The 23,832-nt window shown below is 66.4% G+C and carries 21 protein-coding genes; 10 read left to right on the forward strand and 11 right to left on the reverse strand.

Translation table 11 applies throughout. The features are described 5' to 3' along the window. Nucleotides 1-59: 59 nt before the first annotated feature. On the reverse strand, nucleotides 60-671 hold the full coding sequence (locus ACQP1G_RS23495; protein WP_433191704.1) for a TetR/AcrR family transcriptional regulator: 612 nt from the start codon (nucleotides 669-671) through the stop codon (nucleotides 60-62). Nucleotides 672-721: 50 nt separating this feature from the next. On the opposite strand from ACQP1G_RS23495, the gene ACQP1G_RS23500 reads away from it, so the two are divergent. Beyond that, nucleotides 722-4,105, forward strand: a complete 3,384-nt coding sequence (locus ACQP1G_RS23500) for a carboxyl transferase domain-containing protein (protein WP_433191705.1) — start codon at nucleotides 722-724, stop codon at nucleotides 4,103-4,105. A gap of 99 nt (nucleotides 4,106-4,204) precedes the next feature. Here ACQP1G_RS23500 and ACQP1G_RS23505 read toward each other — a convergent pair whose 3' ends face one another. Next, a complete protein-coding gene (locus tag ACQP1G_RS23505) occupies nucleotides 4,205-5,371 on the reverse strand; it encodes a serine hydrolase domain-containing protein (protein ID WP_433191706.1) in 1,167 nt (388 codons plus the stop codon). 92 nt (nucleotides 5,372-5,463) lie between these two features. Here ACQP1G_RS23505 and ACQP1G_RS23510 point away from each other — a divergent pair, with 92 nt between their 5' ends. Genes ACQP1G_RS23510 through ACQP1G_RS23530 form a run of 5 tightly spaced genes read left to right on the forward strand, consistent with a single transcriptional unit; the run spans nucleotide 5,464 to nucleotide 8,517 of the window. After that, nucleotides 5,464-5,718: a hypothetical protein gene (locus ACQP1G_RS23510; protein ID WP_433191707.1), complete on the forward strand. Its 255-nt coding sequence runs from the start codon at nucleotides 5,464-5,466 to the stop codon at nucleotides 5,716-5,718. A 42-nt stretch (nucleotides 5,719-5,760) separates the two neighbouring features. Continuing rightward, nucleotides 5,761-6,174 carry a YciI family protein gene (locus tag ACQP1G_RS23515; RefSeq protein ID WP_433191708.1) on the forward strand — a complete coding sequence of 138 codons (414 nt, stop codon included), beginning with the start codon at nucleotides 5,761-5,763 and terminating at the stop codon, nucleotides 6,172-6,174. Nucleotides 6,175-6,183: 9 nt separating this feature from the next. Continuing rightward, the gene (locus ACQP1G_RS23520; RefSeq protein WP_433191709.1) at nucleotides 6,184-7,437 is read left to right on the forward strand and encodes an RNA polymerase sigma factor; all 1,254 of its coding nucleotides are present in this window, start codon (nucleotides 6,184-6,186) and stop codon (nucleotides 7,435-7,437) included. 10 nt (nucleotides 7,438-7,447) lie between these two features. After that, nucleotides 7,448-7,816 (forward strand): hypothetical protein, encoded by a 369-nt coding sequence (locus tag ACQP1G_RS23525; RefSeq protein ID WP_433191710.1) that lies wholly within the window; start codon nucleotides 7,448-7,450, stop codon nucleotides 7,814-7,816. 56 nt (nucleotides 7,817-7,872) lie between these two features. Further along, entirely contained in the window at nucleotides 7,873-8,517 is a 645-nt protein-coding gene (locus ACQP1G_RS23530) for a pentapeptide repeat-containing protein (protein WP_433191711.1), read from the forward strand. Here the strand turns inward: ACQP1G_RS23530 and ACQP1G_RS23535 are convergent. Next, complete coding sequence (locus ACQP1G_RS23535) at nucleotides 8,514-9,893, reverse strand: bifunctional lysylphosphatidylglycerol flippase/synthetase MprF (protein WP_433191712.1); 1,380 nt, start codon at nucleotides 9,891-9,893, stop codon at nucleotides 8,514-8,516. The two genes, ACQP1G_RS23530 and ACQP1G_RS23535, sit on opposite strands and share 4 nt — an antisense overlap. Before the next feature lie 286 nt (nucleotides 9,894-10,179). On the opposite strand from ACQP1G_RS23535, the gene ACQP1G_RS23540 reads away from it, so the two are divergent. After that, nucleotides 10,180-11,040, forward strand: coding sequence for an SDR family oxidoreductase (locus ACQP1G_RS23540; RefSeq protein WP_433191713.1), 861 nt, complete (start codon nucleotides 10,180-10,182; stop codon nucleotides 11,038-11,040). Nucleotides 11,041-11,139: 99 nt separating this feature from the next. Here ACQP1G_RS23540 and ACQP1G_RS23545 read toward each other — a convergent pair whose 3' ends face one another. Then, a complete protein-coding gene (locus ACQP1G_RS23545) occupies nucleotides 11,140-11,844 on the reverse strand; it encodes a helix-turn-helix domain-containing protein (RefSeq protein WP_433191714.1) in 705 nt (234 codons plus the stop codon). Between the two features lie 270 nt (nucleotides 11,845-12,114). Between ACQP1G_RS23545 and ACQP1G_RS23550 the strand changes: the two genes are divergently transcribed. Continuing rightward, nucleotides 12,115-13,110, forward strand: a complete 996-nt coding sequence (locus ACQP1G_RS23550; protein WP_433191715.1) for a hypothetical protein — start codon at nucleotides 12,115-12,117, stop codon at nucleotides 13,108-13,110. 192 nt (nucleotides 13,111-13,302) lie between these two features. Here ACQP1G_RS23550 and ACQP1G_RS23555 read toward each other — a convergent pair whose 3' ends face one another. Beyond that, nucleotides 13,303-14,031, reverse strand: a complete 729-nt coding sequence (locus ACQP1G_RS23555; protein WP_433191716.1) for a CAP domain-containing protein — start codon at nucleotides 14,029-14,031, stop codon at nucleotides 13,303-13,305. A gap of 123 nt (nucleotides 14,032-14,154) precedes the next feature. Here ACQP1G_RS23555 and ACQP1G_RS23560 point away from each other — a divergent pair, with 123 nt between their 5' ends. Further along, on the forward strand, nucleotides 14,155-15,501 hold the full coding sequence (locus tag ACQP1G_RS23560; RefSeq protein WP_433191717.1) for a serine/threonine-protein kinase: 1,347 nt from the start codon (nucleotides 14,155-14,157) through the stop codon (nucleotides 15,499-15,501). Nucleotides 15,502-15,525: 24 nt separating this feature from the next. Here the strand turns inward: ACQP1G_RS23560 and ACQP1G_RS23565 are convergent, their stop codons facing one another. The 6 genes from ACQP1G_RS23565 to ACQP1G_RS23590 are packed head-to-tail and all read right to left on the reverse strand — an operon-like array spanning nucleotide 15,526 to nucleotide 22,535. Beyond that, a complete protein-coding gene (locus ACQP1G_RS23565; protein ID WP_433191718.1) occupies nucleotides 15,526-16,041 on the reverse strand; it encodes a hypothetical protein in 516 nt (171 codons plus the stop codon). Between the two features lie 9 nt (nucleotides 16,042-16,050). After that, on the reverse strand, nucleotides 16,051-18,663 hold the full coding sequence (locus ACQP1G_RS23570; RefSeq protein ID WP_433191719.1) for an ATP-binding cassette domain-containing protein: 2,613 nt from the start codon (nucleotides 18,661-18,663) through the stop codon (nucleotides 16,051-16,053). A 13-nt stretch (nucleotides 18,664-18,676) separates the two neighbouring features. Then, on the reverse strand, nucleotides 18,677-19,765 hold the full coding sequence (locus ACQP1G_RS23575) for a hypothetical protein (RefSeq protein WP_433191720.1): 1,089 nt from the start codon (nucleotides 19,763-19,765) through the stop codon (nucleotides 18,677-18,679). Between the two features lie 9 nt (nucleotides 19,766-19,774). Then, nucleotides 19,775-21,262 carry a protein phosphatase 2C domain-containing protein gene (locus ACQP1G_RS23580; protein ID WP_433191721.1) on the reverse strand — a complete coding sequence of 496 codons (1,488 nt, stop codon included), beginning with the start codon at nucleotides 21,260-21,262 and terminating at the stop codon, nucleotides 19,775-19,777. A 6-nt stretch (nucleotides 21,263-21,268) separates the two neighbouring features. Then, the gene (locus ACQP1G_RS23585; RefSeq protein WP_433191722.1) at nucleotides 21,269-22,003 is read right to left on the reverse strand and encodes a vWA domain-containing protein; all 735 of its coding nucleotides are present in this window, start codon (nucleotides 22,001-22,003) and stop codon (nucleotides 21,269-21,271) included. Between the two features lie 13 nt (nucleotides 22,004-22,016). Further along, nucleotides 22,017-22,535: a hypothetical protein gene (locus ACQP1G_RS23590; protein WP_433191723.1), complete on the reverse strand. Its 519-nt coding sequence runs from the start codon at nucleotides 22,533-22,535 to the stop codon at nucleotides 22,017-22,019. Nucleotides 22,536-22,946: 411 nt separating this feature from the next. Here ACQP1G_RS23590 and ACQP1G_RS23595 point away from each other — a divergent pair, with 411 nt between their 5' ends. Beyond that, nucleotides 22,947-23,816 carry an IclR family transcriptional regulator gene (locus ACQP1G_RS23595; RefSeq protein ID WP_433191724.1) on the forward strand — a complete coding sequence of 290 codons (870 nt, stop codon included), beginning with the start codon at nucleotides 22,947-22,949 and terminating at the stop codon, nucleotides 23,814-23,816. The last annotated feature ends 16 nt before the right edge of the window (nucleotides 23,817-23,832 follow it).

The following is a 23,832-nucleotide window of genomic DNA, read 5'->3' on the forward strand; positions in this document are numbered from 1 at the left end:
TCGTCATCGTCGGGGGCCTGCCGGATTCGCGCGAAATCGGACGCTGGGTGATCGGCGGATCACGTTGGGGCCAAGAGAGTCTCCGCGACAGTGCGCATGTGGGCCAAATAGGTGGCGCGGGCGCGCGGGGTCGCGTCGATGCGGGTGAGGGTGCCGCGAGTCAGGGCGTAGCCGATCGTTTCGGCGACAATTCGGGGCGGGACGGCGGGGGCGATGCGACCCGCGGCGCGGAGGCGTTCGAGGTATCGGGTGAAGCGGCGGATGGGGCGTTCGGCGATTTCCCGAGCGAGGGCGGCGACTCGATCGTCCACGGCGCCGCGTTCGTCGATGAGGCGCAGCATGGGTCCGGCGTTGCGGACCGCGGCGGCGAAGGCATCGATAGTTGCCGCCAGCATTTCCCGGGGGTCGTCGGTATCGATATCGGGTTCCTGCGCGGCGAGGAAATCGTCGCGGACCTGGGCGGCGAGGGCGAGGAAGATCTCGTCCTTGGAGGCGAAGTAGATATACATCGTCGCGCGGGAGACGCCTGCGGCGGCGGTGATATCGGCGACAGTGGTCTTGTCGTAGCCGCGCTCGGCGAAGACGCGGGTGGCCGCGTCGAGTAAGGCGCGGTGGCGGTCGGTATGCGACCTTTCCCGCGCCGCTCGGACCGACCAGCCTGCCTGAGTCATGCATCCATCGTCGTTGACATTGACGTCAATGTCAACGCAGACTGTCGGGCATGCATGTGGTGGTGGCGAATAGGGGTGAGGTGGCGGTCCGGGTGCTCCGGACCGCCCGCGAGCGGAATTACTCCACCCTCGCGCTGTATACCCGCGAGGAGGCGGCGACACTGCCGGTGCGCTTGGCCGACGACGCGGTCCAACTGCCGGGTATCGGGGCCGCCGCGTACCTCGATATCGCCGCCGTGGTCGCGGCGGCCGACACGGCGGGTGTGGGTGCGTTGGTGCACCCCGGCTATGGATTCCTCAGCGAGAGCGCCGATTTCGCCGCGGCCTGCGCGGCGGCCGGTCTGCTTTTCGTCGGCCCCTCGCCCGAGGTGCTGCGCATCTTCGGCAACAAACTGTCGGCGCGGGACGCCGCGCGGCAGGCCGGGGTTCCGGTACTGCCCGCGACAGCACTCGGCGCGGATCCGGCCGAGATATCCGCATTCCTCGCCGATCACCCCGCCGGTGTGATGCTGAAGGCAGCGGCCGGTGGCGGTGGACGCGGCATGCGCGTGGTGCGCACGGCCGCGGCGCTCGCCGAATCGCTCGACCACTGCAGGGCCGAAGCTCGCGCCGGTTTCGGCGACGACACCGTTTACGCCGAGGCACTGGCTGCCGACGCGCGACACATCGAAGTACAGATCATCGCGGACGGCGATCGCGCCATGGCCCTCGGCGACCGCGATTGCAGCGTCCAGCGTCGCCACCAGAAATTGATCGAAATCGCCCCCGCTCCGAATCTCCCTGGCGCACTTAGGGAACGACTCCACCGTGACGCCATCCTGATTGCCGAATCGGTGTCCTGCCGCGGTGTGATCACGGTGGAATTCCTCGTCACCGGCGACGACGCCTGGTTCCTCGAGGTCAACCCGCGCCTACAGGTCGAACACACGGTCACCGAAGCAGTGACCGATGTCGACCTGGTTGCGGTGCAACTGGACCTCGCACGCGGCGCCGGGCTGAATGATCTCGCGCTCGGCGGCCTCGTGGAAACCGCTGAGCGTAGGGACTTTTCGTCTGCCGTACGCGATCACCCAGGTGACACCCGATCGTCGGATTCGGTACGTGGCGCTGGACAGAATGCGGGCGCTGCTCAGCGCGGCCATCGTGCGCCAACCGATGGCCGCGATGATCGCGCGGACAGTGCTGGGCCGAATGTCGATCGCGGCGTGGGGGTCGCTGGAGTGCGGGGGTTCGCGGTGCAGGCACGGATCAATGCCGAGATGGTGACGGCGGGTGGAGAGGTTTTACCGAGTGCCGGCGTGTTGACGGAGTTCGCCGCGCCGACCGGGGTGGGAGTTCGGGTGGATACCGCGGCGTACACCGGGATGCGGCAGGGCGCCCAGTTCGATTCGTTGCTGGCGAAAGTCGTTGCGTATGGGCCGACGTATTCGGCTGCGGTGCGGCGCTGTTCGGATGCGCTGGCGGAAACGATGGTCACTGGCGTCGATACCAACGCGCGACTCCTACGTGCGGTGCTGGATCAACTCGCCGACGGTGTCCTCGTGTCCACGTCATGGTTCGAGCAGCATATCGGCGAACTCCTCGGTCGGGCAGGCAACTACGAGCCCACCGTGATCGGTCGGGACCAAGTGGCCGATGCGGTGGAACCGGAGGTCCAGGCTGTACTGGAGGGCGATGAGCAGGGGATGCGATCGCCGATGGGTGCGACGGTGGTGAGTCTTGCGGAGCAGGGCCGTGTTGTTCCAGCAGGCACGGAAGTTGTTGTGCTCGAGGCGATGAAGATGCAGCATGTGCTGCGGGCGGAACGGCCGCTGCGGGTATTGCGGCACTTTGTCATACCGGGTGCGACGGTTGACCCGCATGCGTTGTTGTTCAGCTGGGTCGAGGCCGACCATGACGGTCCCGCCGCGGCTATCGAGGCCATCGACCTGGACGCGGTGCGCACCGATCTGGCGGAGGTGCGGGAGCGGCATCGGATCGGACTGGATGCGGGGCGTCCGGCGGCCGTTGCGAAAAGGCGTCGGCTGGGTCGCCGTACGGCTCGGGAGAACATCGCGGACCTGGTCGATGCGGACAGCTTCCTCGAATACGGCGCCCTCGCTGTCGCCGCACAGCGACTGCGCCGCAGCCCCGAGGATCTGATCGCCAATACCCCGGCCGACGGGCTGATCGGTGGCATCGCAACCATCAACGCGGACATGTTCGGTGCGGAAGTCGCTCGGGCACTGGTGATGTCGTACGACTACACGGTGCTGGCGGGCACCCAGGGCATGCGCAATCATGCCAAGACCGATCGGATGCTGGAACTCGCACACGAACAGCGGTTGCCGGTGGTCTTCTTCACCGAGGGCGGCGGCGGGCGACCGGGGGATACCGATTACTCGGGCATCTCCGGTCTCGATGTGACCACATTCCGCGCGATGGGCGCGCTATCGGGTCGAGTTCCATTGATAGGCATAGTGTCCGGGCGCTGCTTCGCGGGTAACGCCGCTCTGCTCGGAATGTGCGATGTGGTCATCGCAACCCCTGATGCCAATATCGGCATGGGTGGTCCCGCGATGATCGAGGGCGGCGGACTCGGTGTGTACGCACCCGAGGATATCGGTCCCATCGATGTCCAACGCCGCAACGGTGTCGTGCACATCGTCGCCGCCGATGAGGTCGAGGCGGTTGCCGTTGCCCGCCGCTATCTGTCGTATTTCCAAGGGCCGCTGCAGGATTGGTCGGCACCGGATCCCCGGGTCGCCCGCCATGTCGTCCCGGAGAATCGACTGCGCGCCTTCGATATCCGCGATGTCATCACATCGGTCGCCGACGTCGATTCGGTGCTGGAACTGCGCCGGGACTGGGGCATCGGTGTCGTCACCGCGCTCATCCGCGTCGAAGGCCGCCCGTTCGGTCTCATCGCCAACGACTGCCACCACCTCGGCGGCGCGATCGACGCCCCCGCCGCCGATAAGCTCAGCGCCTTCCTGCAACTCTGCGATGCTCACGGCCTGCCGATCGTATCACTGTGCGACACACCAGGTTTCATGGTCGGTCCGGAAGCGGAGAAGGAAGCCACCGTCACCAAGTTCAGCAAGCTGTTCATCGACTCCGCCGCACTGACCGTCCCGCTCGGCACCGTCATCATCCGCAAGGGCTACGGCCTCGGCGCACAAGCGATGGCGGCGGGCTCCTTCCGCGCCCCACGGTTCGTAATCGCCTGGCCCACCGGCGAAATCGGCGGTATGGGTTTGGAGGGCGCGGTCCGTCTCGGCTTCGCCAAGGAACTCGCCGCCATCGAAGACCCCGCCGAACGTCAGGAGGCCTTCGACAACCTGGTCCAACTCGCCTATGCCAACGGCAAGGCCCTCACGGCCGCCACCGTGCTGGAACTCGACGACGTGATCGACCCCGCCGACACCCGGCGCTGGATCCGTACCTTGTGCTGAACCCGGCTGGATGCCGGGGACGGCGGCTCGAGTGCCCATCCTCGGCCACACAATCCCGCGGAATCGAGACCGGAACAGCGTTCAGGACGACGCTGGCGCCTATCCGAGCGCGTTGTTCACGGCGTCGATGAGACTGCGGGCGCGCAGGTCCGGTGCGCCTTCGATGATGTAGTTGGTGACGTAGGCGAAGGCGATGCCGGTGTCCGGGTCGGCGAAGCCGAGGGATCCGCCGCGGCCGGGGTGGCCGAAGGAGTTGGGGCCGCCGAGGGCGAAATCCTCGGTGGGAAGCATATATCCGGTGGCGTAGCGGTCCGGGAGCATCATGACGCGATCGATGCCACCGGCCTGTTCACGCGTTGCCGCGGCCAGGGTTTCCGGGGTCAGCAGGCGGACGCCGTCGACCTCCCCGATCGTCGCGGCGTAGAGCCGGGCGAGACCGCGCGCGGTGCCGATCCCATTGCTGGACGGGAGCTCCGCAGCGTGTACCGCCGGATCGTTGAAGTCGATATCGGCCGGGTCGGTGACCTGGAAGGCGCGGTTCACCAACGCCTCCGGATCGCGCATCGCGGTGAGCATCGGCCGCAGGTGCTCCGGGACCAACTCCGCCGGAACCGACGACACATCGACCTTGGGCGCGAACACAAGTCGGCTGACCCGGTGCCGTTCGGCCGCGGGCAATCCGATGAAGAAGTCGACGCCGAACGGCCCGGCGATCTCCTCGGCCAGAATCCGCCCGACGGTACGGCCCGTCGCCCGTTGGATCACCTCACCGACGAGCCACGCGAACGTCCGCCCGTGGTACCCGTGCGCGGTACCGGGCGGCCAGTTCGGCGTCTGCGCGGCGAGTGCGTCCACCATCGGCCCCCAGGCCAGCGCATCCGCCAGTGGCACCGGCTTATCCAGCGCCGCCAGCCCCGCCTGGTGGCTCAACAACCATCGCACCGGAATGTCGGCCTTACCGGCCGCGGCGAACTCCGGCCAGTACCGCGCCACGGGCGCGTCCAGATCGAGCTCGCCACGCTGGGCCAGCAGATGCGCGACCGTCGTGGTGACACCCTTGGTCGCCGAATAGACCAGCTGCAAGGTATCGCGCTCCCACGGCCGTTCACCCTCCGGATCGGCCAGCCCACCCCACAAATCCGCCACCGGCTGCCCGTCCCGATAGACCGTCACCGCAGCCCCGATATCCCCCTGCTCGGCGAAATTCGCTGCGAACACCTCCCGCACCGCTTCGAACCCGGACGCGACAAAGCCATCGATCACCATGTCGCTCAGCATGTCACGGGTCGCGCATTGCCCGCCGTACGAGCACGCGAAGGACTGGTGCGGTCCTCGTCCGAGCACAGTCATGCAGCACGATGTCCCCGATTGCGCAGCTGGGCTGGCTGGTTTTCGTCATCGCCATGATCCGACGGTCGAGAAAGAAGTGGCCGTGGATCACCGCGCTGGTTGCTGTGCTCGGGCTGGTCGCGTGGCCGTCGCTGGACGGATTCAGCGTGCGACTGCTGCTCGCGTCCGGCGTCGAATTCGGCGCGGTCGCGCTGCTCGCACTGCAACTGCTGCGCTCGGCAGCGGCGATGTCCGAGAATGGTCAGCGGCTGCGACGTATCTGACGAGCGGTGCCACACGGGCGCCGTCACAGCGGAGGAGTTGTCATGAAGTACATGATCCTGAGCTACGGCTCGCAGCAGGACTACGACGGCATGGTCGGCAAGGAAACCGGCAAACCGGCGTGGAGCGCCGAGGACCTAGCGGCAATGACACAGTTCATGGGGAACCTCAACAACAAGTTGGAGGAATCCGGTGAACTGGTCGAGACGCGCGGTCTGGTCGAACCGGTGCACACCCGCCGGATCACCACCAAGAACGGTGCGCCGTTCGTGACCGACGGCCCTTACGCCGAAACGCAGGAGGTCCTCGCCGGATATTGGATCGTCGAATGCGAGAGCTTCGACCGCGCCACCGAAATCGCGGCCGAACTCAGCACCTGCCCGGCTCCACCGCATATCGCCGATACCGCCTATGCCGACGTCCGGCCGATCGCGGAGTCCGCACCCGAATTCGGCTGAGTCCCTTCGATGTCGGGCACCGAGGTCGAGGACCTGCTGCGCACTTCGGCGCCGCAGGTTCTCGCCGCGCTGGTGCGGCGGTACGGGCATTTCGACACCGCGGAGGACGCGGTCCAGGAGGGTCTGCTCGCCGCCGCCACCCAGTGGCCGGTCGACGGCATTCCGGACAATCCACGCGCCTGGCTGATCACGGCCGCCTCCCGCCGCCTGACCGATCTGCTCCGCAATGAGCAGGCCCGCCGCCGCCGCGAGGACACCGTGGCCCGCTGGGCGCTGCCCGAGGACTGGCTGACTCCGCCCGCCGACCGCGACCCGACCGACTCCGACGACACCCTGGTTCTGCTGTTCCTGTGCTGCCACCCGTCGCTCTCACCCGCCTCGCGGGTGGCGCTGACCCTGCGCGCGGTCGGCGGCCTGACCAGCGCCGAGATCGCCCACGCCTTCCTGGTGCCCGAGGCGACCATGACCAAACGCATCGGCCGTGCCAAGAAGACGATCAAGGACAGCGGCATCGGTTTCGCCCCACCCGCCGGTGCCGACCGCGACGCACGCGCGGCCGCCGTGCTGCATGTGCTGTATCTGATCTTCACCGAGGGTTATGCCAGCACGTCGGGACCGAGCCTGCACCGCGTCGAACTCTGCGCCGAGGCGATTCGCCTGACCCGTCTGGTGCACCGACTGCTACCCGACGACGCCGAGGTCACCGGCCTGCTGGCGCTGATGCTGCTCACCGACGCCCGTCGACCCGCCCGCACCGGACCGACCGGCGAACTCGTTGCGATGGAAGACCAGGATCGCGCACTGTGGAACACCGTCGCCATCACCGAGGGCATCGCGCTGATCACCGACGCCCTGCCCCGCGGTGTGCCGGGCCCGTATCAACTCCAAGCGGCCATTGCCGCACTACACGACGAGGCTCCGACCTACGCGGACACCGACTGGCCGCAGATCGTGCTGCTCTATGAACGCCTGCTCGCGCTTGTCGACAACCCGATCATCGCCCTCAATCACGCGGTAGCCGTCGCCATGGCGCGCGGCCCGGATGCCGGATTGAAACTCGTTGACGACCTGGCTGCCGACGGCAAGCTGGCTGGGGATCACCGGCTGTCCGCGGTCCGTGCGCATCTCTTGGAATCGATGGGGGATCGGACCGCCGCCCGCGAGGCGTATCTCCTGGCGGCGCAACAGACAATGAGCCTCCCGCAGCAGCGCTACCTACACACCCGTGCCGTCCGCCTCGCGCCGACGAGCGCGGGCGAGTAACGATGGAGTGATGCTGATCGTGGTGGACGCCGCAAATGTCGTCGGCTCGCGGCCCGACGGCTGGTGGCGTGATCGCGCCGGTGCGACCCGGCGACTACTCAGGCGGCTGCAAACGCTGGAGCAACCAGCCGATCTGATCGTCGTGCTCGAAGGCGCCGCGAAGGCCGCGTCGTCGGATGAGTTCGATGGCCTGCGTGTGGTGCTGGCGCGGGGTTCGGGCGACGACGCGATCGTCGACGTTGTCGCGGCAGCGATCGAGCAGGACAGCACCCGGCCGATCACTGTCGTGACGGCCGACCGCGCGCTGCGCGCTCGACTCGAACCATTCGGCGCCGAATCCGTCGGCCCGCGCTGGCTGCTGGACCGCATCGAACCCTGACGTGTCGGCAGTGACTGGTAGACAGGGAGAATCGTCGCCGAATCCGGAGGTCAGCCGTGCCCGACCAGCTCGAAAATCTGCCCTACGCGCGTTACTTGACGCCGCTGGAAGGTGCGCTCGAGCCCGAAGGTGACTACGACTGTGTGCATATCACCGGTGCCGAAATGGATGACGTCGATGCGGGCAACGGGCGCTTCAACGAAACCGTCTTCACCTCGCTCGCGATCAACCGCGGCAGCCTGCGCTTCTCGCGATTCACCGACGTCTGGCAGCGCAGCGTGCGGTGGGTCGGCACCGACCTGTCCGATACCTCCTGGCAGGACGTCGAATTGATCGCCGGTGCGTTGTCCGGCGTCGATGCGGGTGGTGCCAACTTGCGTCGAGTGCGCTTCGAGGGCTGCAAATTCGACTCCGTGAACTTCCGCAAATCGAAACTGCGCGAGGTGCAATTCGTCGATTGCGTGCTGCGCCACACCGACTTCGGTGACGCCGAGCTGACCAAGGTGACCTTCCCCGGCAGCACTATCGAGGGCCTGCTGATCAATCGCGCCCGACTGCGACAGGTCGACCTGCGCGGCGCCGCGCACCTCAATATCGCCGAGGGCCTGGACGCGCTGCGCGGCGCGACCATCACCCCGCTCCAGTTGCTCGATCTGGCCCCCGAGTTCGCCCGATCGTTCGGCATTACCGTCCGCGACTAGTGCTGCTTGCGGTGCGGCACGAACTCGAGGGTGAGCAGCGCCGCGGCCACCAGCAGCACCTCGCGCCAGCGGATCAGCACGAACCGCTGCTCCGACATCGCGCGGAACTTGCGCAGGAACCGGTACAGCGACTCCAGCCGGATCAGCGGATCGCCCAGGTGCACAAGCAGATAGATCAGCTTCCCGGTCCGTGACCGCTCCTTCTCGGCGAACAGCTCGGGAAACGGCGCGAACGCCAATGAGATCCGCTCGATCCCTTGGTCACGGGCGTAGTCGACCAGATCGACGATCATCCGCTCGTCCAGTCCGTTCGGCGCGTCCTTGCGCCGCCACGGCACATCCAGGCTCAGCTCGCGCCCGCGCCCGGAGACGCCGTAGCGCTGGAAGCCCACGACGCGGCCATCCTCATCCCGGGCGAGCACCAGCAGCATGCCCGGATTCCGACCGTCCAGCAGATGATCGAGGATCATCGAGAAGCCGCGATTCTGCCGACCGGTCTTCCACGAATCGACAATATTGAGCAGTTCGGCCCGCAGGGGTTCACTCAGGTCGGTCTCGCTGATGACTTCGGTGGTCACGCTGAAATTGCGGGTGCGGCTCACGGCCTGGCGGAGGTTGCGGAAGGACCGTCCGACCATCGCGAACGTGCCCACGTCGATGATCACATCGCGCCCGACGGGTATCGCGCGCAACCCACGATGCTCGATCGCCCGATGTCGCCACATCCCCGCCATTTCCGGGCTGGCGCCGAGTACCGCGACCCGCCATCCGTGATTCGCCGCGAATTCGGAGAAATCCGAGAGCAAAGCCGGGAAGGCGGCCCGATCGCCGATTGGATCACCGGCGACCGCCGCGATCCCGAAGCGGGCCCGATAGCCGATAGCCGCCGTCGAGTTCGCGTTGAAGTAGTAGGACTTCGACGAATGCAGCGCGAATGCGGCGAGCGGATCGCGTTCGGTCCGGCCGACGAGTTCGGCGACGCGATACAGCTGCTCGGGCTGCGGCCGACTCGCCTGCGGCAACATCAGGATGAATCCGGTCGCGGCGAGGAAGACGAAGCCGAAGCCGGGATGCGAGGCGCGATAGGCGACATTGGCCGCCGCGAGGACGAAGACCGCGATCGTGAAATGCGGCAGGGTGATCGGGCGGCGCAAGTGCAGCCCGCGGACCACGAAGAGTCCGGCAATGGAGACGGCGGCGAACCAGCCGTGGTCCACCCCGGGGGCGGCGCGCCCTGCCTCGTAGACCAGCGCGACGCTCATCAGCAACAGCGCGATGGAAATGATCGGCCGCGCGGCCGGTGTGGTGGTGATCGAGGCATCGCGGTACCCGGCGAGTGTCGAACTGCGCGCCGCTGTGTCCCGTCCCTCAGCCACGTCGGTAACCCGCTCGATTGCCCGACGCGGTAGATCTGAACAGGTTCCCCATATGGTCCTCCCGATGATCCTGTACCTGTAACAGTATGCGGAACGTGGAATCAGTGCTCGAACATTCCTGCCCTACCTAGATCACCGGACGGCGACCGATAGTTAACAGCTATCATTCGGCAAGTTAGGGCTGAATCGAGTTCCACGATCCGGCCAGAGGTACGAAAAAGTTCGTCTGGGACGGTGATCAGTATCTATAGACAACAGTGTTCATAATTGTCTATCGTCATGGTCCATGACGAAGTTCGACGGCAAGAACTGCCTGATCACCGGCGCGGCGAGCGGGTTGGGTCGCAGTACGGCGCTAGCAGTGGCCGCCAAGGGGGCGTCGGTCATCCTCACCGATATCGATGACATCGGCCTGCAGCGTACCGCCGACGAAGTACGCGCGACCGGCGGTGTCGTGCACCTCGCCGCGCGTGCCGATGTCAGCGATTACGACGCGGTGGTCGCCCTCGCTGCGAAGGCACATGCCGAGGTGGACAGCGTCGACATCGTGATGAACGTGGCGGGCATTGCCACCTGGGGCACGGTCGATCGACTCACGCACAAGCAGTGGCGGCGCACCATCGATATCGATCTGATGGGTCCCATCCACGTGATCGAGGAGTTCGTGCCACCGATGATCGAGGCCGGTCGCGGGGGACACCTGGTGAATGTGGCCTCGGCCGCCGGACTCTTCGGGCTGCCCTGGCATGCGCCCTACAGCGCGGGCAAATTCGGATTGCGCGGCGTTTCGGAGGTGCTGCGGTTCGATCTGCGTCGGCACCGGATCGGCGTCAGCCTGGTCTGCCCCGGTGCGATGGCGACACCGATGGTGGACAGCGCCGATATCGCGGGCATCGACCGGCAGGCGGCGGCGGTACAGAAGGGCGTCGCGCTGTTCATGCGGCACGCGGTCACCCCGGAGCAGGCCGCCCGATCGGTGGTGCGCGGGGTCGAGCGCAATAAGTACATGGTCTACACCTCGCCAGATATCCGGATCGGCTACCTGGCGCAGCGCTACTTCCCGCCGTCCTACAACCTCGCCATGCGCGGGCTGAACTGGGCGATGGGCCGCTATCTCGACAAGGAACCCGCGTCGAACAAGGTCTGACGAACCGGATCCCCCATGGCTCAGTCGTTGCTGGTGACCGGACTCTGCCGCAGCACACTCGCTTCGATATCGGACCTCGCAAGTATTCGAAACTGCTAGCTAGTCGGCGTCGATCGTGGCATGCCAGCGTTCCACGGACCGGACGATGTCGTTGCCGAGGTGTTCGAGGAAGCGGCCGGCGGCTTCGAGGCGGGCGCCGACCGGGGTAGCGGCGCCGAAGATTTCGGCGCCGCGCAGGGCGATATTGGCGAGGTGCTGGTTGGTGCGGGCGCTGGCCAGCACGGTGCGGTGGCTGGCGTTGGCGTCGATGAAATAGCGTTGGCGACGGCCGCTTTCGGCGCGGACGCGGACGATCAGTCCCTGCTCCTCGAGCAGCGCCACCGCCACCGAGATGGTTGCGGCGCTGACCCGGAGCTCGCGAACCAGTTCGGCGGCGGTGCGGCCGCCGGTTTCGGCGGTGAACAGGCAGGCCAGCACCCCGGCGGCAGTGCGCGGCAGGCCGGTGGCGGCAAATGCCGCGGTGAGCTCGCGGATGAAGGAGGCTGTGGCGGCGGGGCCGGGACCTCGGTGTTCGCTGATCGGCCGGGTGGGTGCCGGGCGTGGTTTGCGCCGGGCACGGTGGGTGGTGGCGAGCTGGGCCAGGTCCGCGCGGTATCGGCCAGGACCGCCGTTGCGAGTGACCTCGCGGGTCACCGTCGAGGTGGGACGGTCGAGCTTGCGGGCGATTTCGGCCAGATCCAGTCCCTGCGCCAATCCAGCGGCGATGTGCTGCCGGTCGTGTTCGGTCAGCCTGCGTCCCGGCATTGGCGTTACCTTCTCTCCGATTTGTATCCCCCGTCCCGCGGCACCGGCACACCTTCCGGGCCTCGAGCCATTGCAACATAGCACCCGCTGGCGTGCATTAACCGGCAGTGTCATTGCAACTGCAAATCCCGGCACTGAACTGCTCTTATATCGCGAATGTGGCGAGGGTTCAGTTGCTGGCTATTCGGCGGATACCTAACGTTCTAGCCCGGGAGCCCGGACCGCGATACCCGGTGATTCTCCGAAGTTGGTTGAGCAGAAAGGTATCCCATGACCGAAAGGCGCATGCGGGCCAAGGGCATCACCTACGACGTCGGCTTTGCCCCCGGCGGGCAGAGCACTCGGCCCGATTTCGACCCCGACATCGCGCGGCGAGAGATCCGCAGTATCGCCGATGAGCTGCAGTGCGATGCGGTTCGGATCAGCGGCGGTGATCCCGAGCGGCTCATGACCGCCGCCCGGCACGCTGTCGATGTCGGCCTCGAGGTCTGGTTCTCGCCGTTCCCGTGCGAGCTGAACGGCGATGAGCTGGTGCCGTACTTCGCCGACTGCGCTGATCGCGCCAAAGCCGTTGGCGCACAAGTCTTTGTCGCCGGTTGTGAGATGACGGTGTTCGACACCGGATTCCTCCCCGGCGCCGATACCTTCGCCCGGCTCGAGAACATAATGAAGGGCGATGCCGAGGTCCTGGCCGGGCTCACCGAGGCCTCCGGCCGGGTGAACGCGGTGCTGGCCGAGACCGCGGCGGCAGCGCGAAAGCGGTTCGACGGCAGGCTCACCTACGCCTCCGGAACATGGGAGACCATCGATTGGGCCCCCTTCGACATCGTCGGTGTCGACGCCTACGGCGAGCCCGACCACCCCGAGTTCCGGCCGGGCCTACGGGGATACCTGCGGCATGGAAAGCCGGTCGCGATCACCGAATTCGGTTGCTGCACATACCGGGGCGCGGCGCCGCGCGGTGGACTCGGCTGGGAGATTGCCGATTTCGACACCGATCCGCCCAGCATCCGGGGCGAGTACATCCGCGATGAGGATGAGCAGGTCCGTTACCTGCGCGACGTCTTCCGGGTCGCCGCGGACGAGGGCGTGGATACCGCGTTCTGGTTCACCTTTGCCAGCTGGACCTACCCGCACAACCCGGACCCGCGCTTCGATCTCGACCTGGCCGCCTTCGGGGTCAACAAGGTCATGCCCGACGGCAGCCTGGAACCGAAGAAGTCCTTCCAGGCATTGGCCGAGGTTTGCGCGGATCCCACCGCCTAGTACTGCACCGGGACTCGGCGCACCAACCCTGTCCTCCCGGCGTGCTTTTGGCCGGGATCCACATCGTGGTCGCTGGATCGGTAGCGATGGATTCCGGCCAAAAGCACGCCGTCGCCAACGCCCAGGACGAGCCGTCGGATATAGCCGGAGCAGTCGATGACGATCGGCTCCGGCACCGTCGGTCGGGTTGGATCACTTGCAGGATGCGAAGTGCTGGACGTAGAGACCTGCCTGGTCAGGTGCTGTACCGGGTTGGGCGAAGCCGTAGACGACCCCGGGGCCCAGGAGGGTGGCGTCTTTGTTGAGGATGTTGTCTCGGTGGTGGTCGCTGTGCATCCAGGCGTCGACGGTGACTCGGGCGGTGGAGTGGTTGCCGGTGCCCCAGGCTGTGTTCTCGGCCCAGAACACCAGGGTTTTGCCGGGGGCGCAGGGTTGGGCGGCGGCGATGCGTTTGCCGATTTGGATCGGAGCCTCCTGTTCGTCGTCGGCGGAGGTGCGGGGGGATTCGGGATGGATGTGCCACTTCACGGTTTCCGCGCGAGTGCTGCCGGTCCACCAATTCAGGCGATCTGCCTCGATGCCGTACTTTTCGGCGGAGTCGACGAGTTGCATATTCCATTCGAGTTCGGGCAGACCGCGTTGGGTGCGTTCGAAGTTCGTCAGGCACAGGACTGCCTTCTCGATCTCGTGGCGGTAGGCGAGGTCGGGGAACAGGTCGCGCAGGCGGTTGCGGGAGCCGGAGTTGGCCGTCGGCGCCTTGTCCGGCGGGAGTACGGGATCGTCGGCGTGTGTGCAGTTGGCGGTCGGCGCCGCGGTGGCGGCGGGCAGGTGTGTCACGGGGAGAGCCGCGATCGTCAGGCCCGCGATGGCGGCCAGTACGGCTGCGGCGGGGCGGCGGATCGGGTTCGTCGTCGGGGTCATGCCCATGAGATTCCTGGCGGCGACCAATGAAACTCCAACGGCTCACCAACGCGGTCGGAAAATATCGGCGCGGAGTGCTAAACTCCGAAAACCACGACAGCTCAGCGTGATCGGCGAGGGAGAATGCTGAGACCATTGTTGCCGGATGATCCGACGGCTATCGGTCCGTTCGTGTTACACGGACGCCTGGGTGCGGGCGGAATGGGCATCGTCTTTCAGGGTTTCGGACCGGACGGCAGCGTTGTCGCGATAAAGATGCCGCATGTGGAATTAGCGCGAGATCCAGAATTCCGGGCCAGATTCCGGCAAGAGGTCACGGCCGCCCAGCGCGTGCACGGGCGGCGCATCGCGGAGGTGGTGGCCGCCGATATCGATGCCGAGCGACCCTGGCTGGCGAATTCCTTCGTATCCGGGGAATCGATGGCGGATGCGATTCGGGACCACGGCGCGATGTCGGCAGCACAGCTATACGATTTCGCGAGCGGGCTTGCGGAGGCGCTCGAGTGCATCCACGGCGCGGATGTCACTCATCGGGATTTGAAGCCGGACAACATCATTCTGTCGTGGGACGGGCCGCGGGTCATCGATTTCGGTATCGCTCGAATCACCGATGCCACCCGACTCACCGAGCCCGGCCGCATCATCGGGACACTGGCCTGGATGCCACCGGAAATGCTCGGCAACCAGGAGGTCGGCCCGCCCGCCGACATCTTTGCGTGGGGTGCGCTGGTCGCCTTCGCGGCAACCGGTCGGCCACCATTCCACGCGGACAGCCAGGCGGCGGTGATAGCACGGATAATTCGGGACGATCCCGATCTGACCGGTGTGCCGGGTCGGTACCGGCGCATGGTCGTGGCCGCGATGAACAAGGACCCTGACGCCCGGCCGACGGCCGGTGCGCTGGTGGAATTCCTTGCGGCACAAGCCAGAGACGAGCAGAGCGGGCGGCGCAAGACGGTGATGGCACCCTCGGCTGGTGAGGTCGGGGTGTCCGAGTCGGGCGAAGCCACCGTGCCCGAGCCAGCAGACGTCGCGTCCTCGGTGCCGGACGAAGTTGTCCTGTCCGAGCCGGATGAGGCCACCGAGCGTCTCACGCCTGACGAGCCGCGCCCGTGGTCCGCTGACCCACAACCCTGTCGCGATACCTCGCTACCGAGTGCCCCGGTTTCGCGCAACAACGTGGTTACTCCGCAACGTCAGCCCATCGTCGCGGCGATGCCGCCCGCACCCGTCGCCGCATCCGATCCGATCGCTCGCACCTGGGTCGCCGTAACATTAATTGTGTTGTCGCTGTTCGGATTCGGCCTCGTGCTCGGCCCGATCGCGATCGTTCGCGGTATTCGCGAACGGGTTTACGCGCGACGGGCATTCATCGCGCCGCCATTGTCGGCCGCGCGGTCGCTTCGGCTCGGCTGGATTTCCCTCGCGATATCGATCGTCATGATTGTGGTCGCGCTGACGTCCCGATGATTCGCCAGGACTTTATCGCCGATATCAGTTCTGCGGTTCGGTCTCCTGGTTGAAGATGATACTCGTCAGCTCACCCGGCAGATACCGCTCTCCGCCGTTCGCCTTGAAGAATTGGCATACCGCCGACATTCGACCGGTAGCGGGTTGGCTATTCGATGAATCGGGACCTGGAAAGATCTGCGCGATCGAACCTTTCGCGCCCCACGGCCGGTAGGTCACCTGCAGCTCCGCACCTTCTTGCGGTCCGAATTCCAGGGATGCGATTCCGCTGAGCCATACGGTTTCTCCGGTGCTCAACTTGAATCCGGCCCCGTTGGTGGTGCAGTACCGCAGGGAATTCGGTTCGAAGGTGACCTGTCGGTTGGTTTTCAGGGTGATGGTCCCGCTCGGAATCCGTCCCGCCCGAGCGGTCGCCACATGTGGTGCGCCCGGTTCCGGTGGCTGCTCCTGAACCCCGTGCGGCGCGGGGGAGGAACATCCTGCCGCGCCGAAACTCACCAGGGCCAGGATGATCAGCAACGAGCGAGTTCGTGATGTCATACGCAGCTCCTACTTCAGGGCCAGCAGCTGTCGCCGTAGCACACGAATGGTCACTGCGATGGCGACGACGGCGATGACGACCAGTACCGCCGCGGCCGTCGAGACATGTCGCAGATCATGGGTCCAGATCAAATCTTTGAACGGATTCGTATTCGGGTCGGGCACCGTTAGTCCGATATCGGCACCCAGCCCGGCGGATGCCCACCGCGACGGTGCGGCATAGGCGAACATCTTCAGTACCCGACCGGGCGTACCCTCGAACGGCGGAGCGAGCCCGGTCATCACCACCTGCAACGCCAGCACACCCATGAGCACGAAAACCGCCTGCCGCAACGATTTCGAACATGCCGACACCAGCAGTCCGAGCGCCATCGCGGCCAGCGGCAGTGTGGTCCCGAAGAGCAGCAGACCGTAGGGCTCCGGAAGCACCGGATCGCCGGGCCCGGACTTCATGCCCTGGTATCCGATGATCGATGCCACGCCGAGCAGGACCGCGAGCGGGGTACACGTGATCGCGCGCGCCAGCACCACCGACGCCGCCGAAATGCCCCAGCGCGCTTCGCGTTCGATGACGACACGATCGTCCACGATGGCGGCGAAGGACTGCGCCATCGAGAAGAAGGTGAGACAGACGATCAAGGCGATCATGACCGAACTCATCGCGCGCGGATCACCGCTGAGCCCGGTGTCGGAAGCGGCCGCGGCGAGCAACGTGGTCAAGCCGATGCCGGCCGCCGAACCCAGTGCGAGCGTACGGAATCCATTGCGCTGCCTGGCCCATTCCCGACCGATGAGGCGCGGCAGATGCCGATGCACAGAACCGCGCATCGGCGTGGCGACCGCCCGGTCGTCGGGTTGCGGGGTCGAGGGCGTCGACGGCTGCCCGGCTCGGTGGTCGGCGCGCAACCGGTCCATCACCTCGGCGTAACTGTCGACCTCGAAGGCGCGCAGCAGTTCCCGGGGCGATCCGAAGAATCCGGGCCGCCCGCGGCCGGTCACCGCGAGCACCTTGTCGGCGCAGTCGACATTGACCATCGAATGTGTGACAACGATGACCGCACAGCCGGTTTCGGCGACCACGCGCAACCGCTGCATCATCGCGCGGTCCAATCCCTCGTCGAGTCCGGAGGTCGGTTCGTCGAGCACGAGCAGCTGCGGATCGCTGAGCAGTTCCATCGCGGTCGAGACGCGCTTGCGCTGACCGCCGGACAGTGTGTCGATCCGCTTGTTCACCTCACCGCCCAGCTCCATCTCGGCGAGCACGGTGTCGACCCGGGCCGACCGCTCGGTCCGGCTGGTATCGCTGGCCGTGCGCAGACCGGCCACCCACAGCAGGGCATCGCGCACCGCGAGATCGCCGTACATGGCCGGCTGCTGGGGCACAAAGGAAACGAGGTGACTGGCCTGCATGCGGGAGGCGACGAGGTCGACCTGGCCGAGCCGCAGCGATCCGGCGGCGAGCGCGACCTCGCCGAGCAGACCCGCACACATGGTGGACTTCCCGGCCCCGGACGGTCCGATGACGGCCAGGACCTCGCCGCGACCCAGTTCGAAGGTCAGATCGCGCAATGTGGGTTCGGTGCGCCCCTGGTAGCGCAGGCTGACCCCGTCGAATCGCAGCAGCGGCTCACGCGCGATTACAGCGACGGGCACCAGCGAGAGCTGGGCGGGCCCCGACACTTCAAAAGTGTGGTGCGCCACCATGAATTGCTCACCCACCCGCAGCCGGGCGTGCAGTACGGGTTTGCCGTCGACGAATGGCCGCGCATTCGTGGCGAGCCCGCGCACCTCGATAGCGCGCCCGGTCCAGCGCACTGTCGCATGCCTGTGCGCCAAATCCAATCCGGGCAAAGCGATTTCGGCGGCACCACCCTCACGTCCGATTGCGAGGGGCCGATCGCTCGGAACCGACCAGGATCCGGGCCGGGCCGATGGTGGGACATGTAGTCGCGATGCGGGACCAGGTAGCGGGGGACTGTGCTGGGCCGCGGGGCCGACAGGCGATGCCTGTGCGGGCTCATCGATCAGCGTTGGGTCGGCTACTGCACGCGCTCTCGAAGGGGCGGCGGCCGGCCGGTTCGGATGTGCATGTTGACGTCGCGGAGGGGTCTGCATCGCGGCTGGTGTCGGCGCAGCTGCGGCCGGATCGACCGGCGTAGGGTCTGCCGCCGGTGGGACCGTGGTGGGCGGGGACGACTGTTGGTGTCGCGGTCGCGGCGGGGTTTGCGATGCGCGCGGGTCGATAGACGGATCCGGTGTCCGACCCGACGCACCGACAACCGTCGGCGGCGTTTTGTTTCCATTGCCGTCCGCATACGCGATGACGATGCGGAACCTCCGCCCGCGCACCGCGATCCGGAGGTCGTGCGCGCCCGAACCGTCGATCGGCGTCCAAGCGCGAGTGGCGATCGGCGCATCGTCGAGGGTCGCCTCGATCACCGGATCGACGGCTCGGATGGCCCACCCGTTGACGTACCGGAAGCGAAGCCATTGTCCGGCAGGGCCTTCGTCGCTGACCGAGATATCGGCGCCGCGGCCGGAACCGAGGGAATGGGTGCGTCCGGAGATTCGGTGGCGGGTCGCTCCGGTAGTGAGCAGGAGTGCGGGTTCGGATTCCGGCATCGGGCGTTCCTGATCAGGCGAGGGCGATAATGATGGTGAGTAGGACGATGACTACCGCGATGACCGCGACCACCACGCCGGGCGAAATGCCTTGCGCCGATGGACTGCCCGTCGGCGCGGCTGCGGCGAATTCGGCGAAGTGCGCGGCGCGGGTGTGTTCGTTCCACGGTTCACGCAACGCGAAGTCGGTGCGCCGATATACCCGGCCGTCCGGCCGCACGACTGACTGCCAGGCCAGTGCGAGCGCCCGTAGGTCGGCGGATGTCAGATCGGGCTGGGGCGTGGTGAGCAGCCGGTCGATCTTCTGGAAATCCCCGGTCGGCAGCAATTGGGTGTACTGGCGGTAGTCCAGTTGATTCGCGGCCAGATTCTCAGCGAGGCAGCGGATCATCAGCAGCGCGAATTTGAACATATCGGTGGTAGCGGTGAACTGCTCTACCGGATACGGCGGCCGCCAGGGCAGCGGGTCCAGTCGCGGGGTCGCCGCGCGGCCCGCGATGATGAACGAATCGCAGTCCAGGAAGTAGTTGTGCGCCGAGACGACGCCGTCGACGGGGCGCGCGTCGGTGGTCAGGATGTTGTTGGGCTGTAGGTCCCCGACGACGATGTCGTTATCGTGCAGGAACTGCAGATCCACCAGCAATTGGCCGAGCCGGGCGATCTTGTGCGGGAAGTCGAAATAGGTGTGTCCGCGCTTCTGCGCGTCCGGCACCCGCACCGCGACCCTGGTGAATGCGCGGGGTTGCGGTCCGCTACTGGTATCGAAGAAGAATTCGCGCGGGGCCAACGGCATGAGAATGCCTACGACAGTGCGGTTTTCGACGACCACCGCATGCGGCCACGCGCACAGTTCCAGCAGTCGTTTGCGATCGTCCTGGTCCAGCCGGTGTGGCCAGCCGACCAACTCGCGCAGCACCCCGGGCTGCAATTGCTGAACCGTATCCCGGTCATAGCGTTTGAACGCCACCGATACCTGATCCGGTGTCGTGCACCGCCATACCTGCGCGGAGCCGCCCTCGCCCAACGGGAAGTCACCCATGACGCGCAGTTCGCCCACGCGGTATTCACTGCGGCCGTCCGCCGACCACCCCGGCATTGTCATTCCCCCCACCTATCGTATTTCCCGGGCGGACCCGCGCCCACGTGTCGGCCAGGCCGCGACGATGGTGCGATCGTCGTGCAGGCCCGGCAGGTCGAATCCGACCAGCTGACCGAAGACGTGCTCGGCCGGGCGTGGCCCGGCGATCTGCGGCAGCAGTGTCGCGAACTGTTCGGGCACCAGCCGGATCGCATCCGCCATCCCGTCGCTGGCCAGCACCACCATCAGATTCGCCGGGACGAAGGTGAACCCGGCGATCACCCGATCGGCGTCGCGCGGTAGCGACGGCGTGACATTGCTGATCATCCCGTGCTTGGTCGTGTGCTGGGTCAGCCATTTGGTCGCACCGGAATCCAGATCCACCAGCAGCAGATCGCAATCACCGACGGTGGCCCAGGCCAGCGGGTAGCCGTCCGCCGATACCGGGCCGAGCGCGGCAAAGGCCAAGGTGCAGGCCGGGATCGATGTGCGCTTGTTATTGCCCGCGCCGTGCGGGCTGCGATAGTCGATCAGCGCGGCCAGTTCGTCGACGGCGCCCGCCTCGAGTTGTGCGGCGACCTTCGCGGTGATCTCCGCTGCCAGTGGTTCCCAGGTGGACGGATAGCCGACGCGATCGAGCGAGCCCGCGTAGTGATGCAGCAGCGTCAAGCAGGCCCGAGTCGCGCGCTGTGCGGCGGCATGGGAATTGGCGGCCGAGCCGAGCCCGTCGGCGACCGCCAGATATACCCAGCCGTGGGCCGGATCGCCGCCGATGGCGTAGGCGTCTTCGCGGGCATGGCCGTCCTTGGCATGCGAAAGTCCCACCTGCGTTGCGGCATATACGTCGTAGCGGCCGCTGCGGCCGCGGTCGACCGCGAGTCCGCTCACACCGGAGGTGGTCAATGCGGGGAGCTCTACCGGCCGAACGGCTTCGGCCCGGTCGGGAAGCTCGCGGCGTTCGGGTTCTCGACGATCGGCAATCGGCGGAACAGGCGTCGTTGCAGGAGTGGGTCCGACGAGCACCACGGCCGCTCCGGTCGCCGCCGCGGTGAGCAAACACATCAGAGTTGTTGGCAGCCACCACAATTCGGAGCGCACCGGCGCGGGATCGGCGATCGAGACCAGCAGCACATCACCGGCCTTGCCGGAGGGCCGGGCGCTGACCTCATGGCCATCGATATCGCGCAGCAGGACCGGGCCCGACCCCGGCTTGGGCAACTTACTGTCCTGGGGCAGGGTGATGGGCAGACCCGAGATCAGCGCACAGGTGTTCCCGGAGGTATTGACCAGCTGCGCGCGCACCGGCGACTTCACGACGGCGACAACGTTTTCCGGCTCACTCGGCGGTGCGGTCGGGCATCCCGAGACTTCGTCGGATACCCGCTGGGCGACGGCGGTGGTGGTCCAGCTGTCGGGCCCACTGTCGGCCAGCAGTTGCGCGATGATGGACAGCAAGGTGCCCAGCAGGGCGATCCCGGCCACGATCAGGATAGGTCGGCGACGAAATGTAGTCAGCATCATGGGTATTCAGTCCAGTTCCCGCATGCCGAGGGGGGTGCGGAACAGGAACCGCCCCTGGCCGACACTGCTGCTGATCGAGAACTTGATGCTGTTGATGATGGCGCGCAACAGATCTCCTGGCGCCACACTGCCTTCAGCGACACATGCGACGCCGACCGGATTGCGTGAACGCAACTGCCGCACCGTCTCCTCACGCACATCGCCGATACCCAAGGCCACCACCACCGGGCGGAACGGATGGCCGGAGGCTTCCAGTCCGGCGCGCACCGGAACCCAGACCTCCTCGGGCTGGAACTGGCCACGCACCTGGGGATTTCCGTCGGTGAGAAAGAAGATCACCGGGGTGTAGGTGTCCAGGCGGGCACTGGCGAAACGCTTGTGGTCGGCACGCAATTGCCGATCCAGATAACGGAATACGTCCGCGTAATCGGTTGCGCCCTGCCGCGGCAGGGCCGGAATGGAGGGGTCGATGCGCAGTGGGGTCAGTGGCAGCACCGCGACGGCGGAATCACCGAAGGCGACGACCGAAAGATGCGCGGTGTCATAGGTGGTCGGATCCTCTTCCAGCACATTGAGCATATCCGGGAGCGCCTGTTCCACCGTCTCCAATGGCGTGATCTTCTGGTTGGTCCACGCGGGATCCCACATCGACCGAGAGACATCGCAGACGACATAGAACGGGAACACCCGGCTGGCGCTCACTCCCGCCTGGGTGAGTTTGAAACGAGTATCCTCACGCATTCCTGACCTCCGGCTAATTGGAAATTTCTGCGCGGCAGGACATTCCGCGGGCGGTGGACTGTTGATCGGCGACGACCTTGCCGTCGACGGTGATCTTGCAGTGGGCCGCACCGGCGGGATCGGGCGTGCCCTCGACGTAGACGACGAAACCACCGGTCCTGTTACTGACCAGGGTGTGCGAGTACGGCAGTGTCGTACTGCCCGCGCCGAGGTAGCTGCTCGAGCCGTCGCCCCAGCTGAGGTCGCGGACCTTGCCGCTGCCGGTGACGTCGAAGACGACGGTGTGCTTCTTGGTCTGCTCCGGTTTCCCGGTGGGACCGGTCGGTCCGGTGGGCCCAGTGGAACCGGAATTGCTCGTCCCACTCGAATCGCCGCTGCCACCCGACGATCCGGTGCTCTTGCCGCTGGGCTGATCCTGATTCGAAGCCTGATCGACCTGCGGCATATGGATATCGAAATGCGACCTGCCGATCACGAGGACGACGGCGAGGGCCGCGACCACCGCGAGAACGGCGGTGAGTAGGTACTTCACTGGGTTCACTTTCCTGCTCGCCGAGCCCGGTGGACGGGACGTGGAATCAGCGTCCGGCAAATCCGGTGCGGAAACATCACCGCCGTATCACTGAGTGACACGTTCGGCGAAATTGGCTGTGCGTGCATTGATTACGGTCGCGTCGGGGTGCGACGCTGGAGGGTTGGAATAGGGGTGCGTTGGGGGGCGGTACCGAACACTCGTCGGTACGCTTTCGCCGACCCCCTGACATTCACGGCACCGGCCAACGAATTTCCAACGGCCGTCCAACGAGATATCGGTTTGACAGGGCGGCAGCGCGGTCGCACACTCATCGCTACCGCGTATGATTCTTCGCGCGGCCGGTACCGAATTCCCAGAAGGTCGACATGATGTGTCGCCGCTGCACTCCGGTCGCCTCGGACGTGCGCTATGCCCGATGATCACACCGTGGTCGGGCGTGCCGTCACCATTATCGAGGCGGTCGCCGACTACCGGGATCCGGTCAGCCTGGCCACCCTGACCCGGCGCACCGGCATTCCGAAACCCACCGTCCGCCGGATCGCCAACGATCTGGTCCGACGCGGCATGCTCGAGCTGACCCGGGAGGGCTATCGCGCGGGCACGCTGCTGATCTACCACGGTCTGCGGGCGGCCCAGCAGCACGGTTTCGTCGTCACCGCCCAGCCCTACATCCAAGAAATCTATCTGCGCACGCGCGGCGAAATCGTGTGGTGTGCAAGCCTGTACGGCGGCGAGCTGACCCTCAACGGCTCGGCGTTCGGCCGCAACTATGCCTCGGTGATGAAGCGACAGAACTGGCCGAGCCTGGCCTCGTTCGGCGCGAGCATGGTTCTCACCGCCGCGGGTCGGCTGCAGATCGCCGCACACGAGGAACAGGCCGAACATATCCTCGCCACGGGATGGGCGCCGCTGACACAGTATTCGGTCACCGATCCGCGCAAACTGCGGGCACTGCTCGATGAGGCCCGCGATACCGGTTTCGTACACGAGCGCGAGCAGACCGCGGTGGGGTGGAGTTGCGTGGCCTCGGCGGTGCGCGATGCCGATGGCACGTTCATCGGCGCCATCGGGGTGACCGGCCGCAGCGCGATACTCGAACAGCGCAGTCTGCATACCGGATTGGTGCGTTCGGTCGAATCGCTGCAGCACGAACTGCACGCCGACAGGTCAGCGGGCCTGCCGCTCGGCCAACCGACGAAGTCCTTCAGCGATGTCTTCGCTCAATACCCGCGGTGGACGCCGAACCTGGCACCGCTGCTCGATGTGGCGTCGGATTAGCCTCCGATTTCGATGC

The sequence above is a fragment of the Nocardia sp. CA-107356 genome (assembly GCF_050946365.1).
GTDB lineage: Bacteria > Actinomycetota > Actinomycetes > Mycobacteriales > Mycobacteriaceae > Nocardia.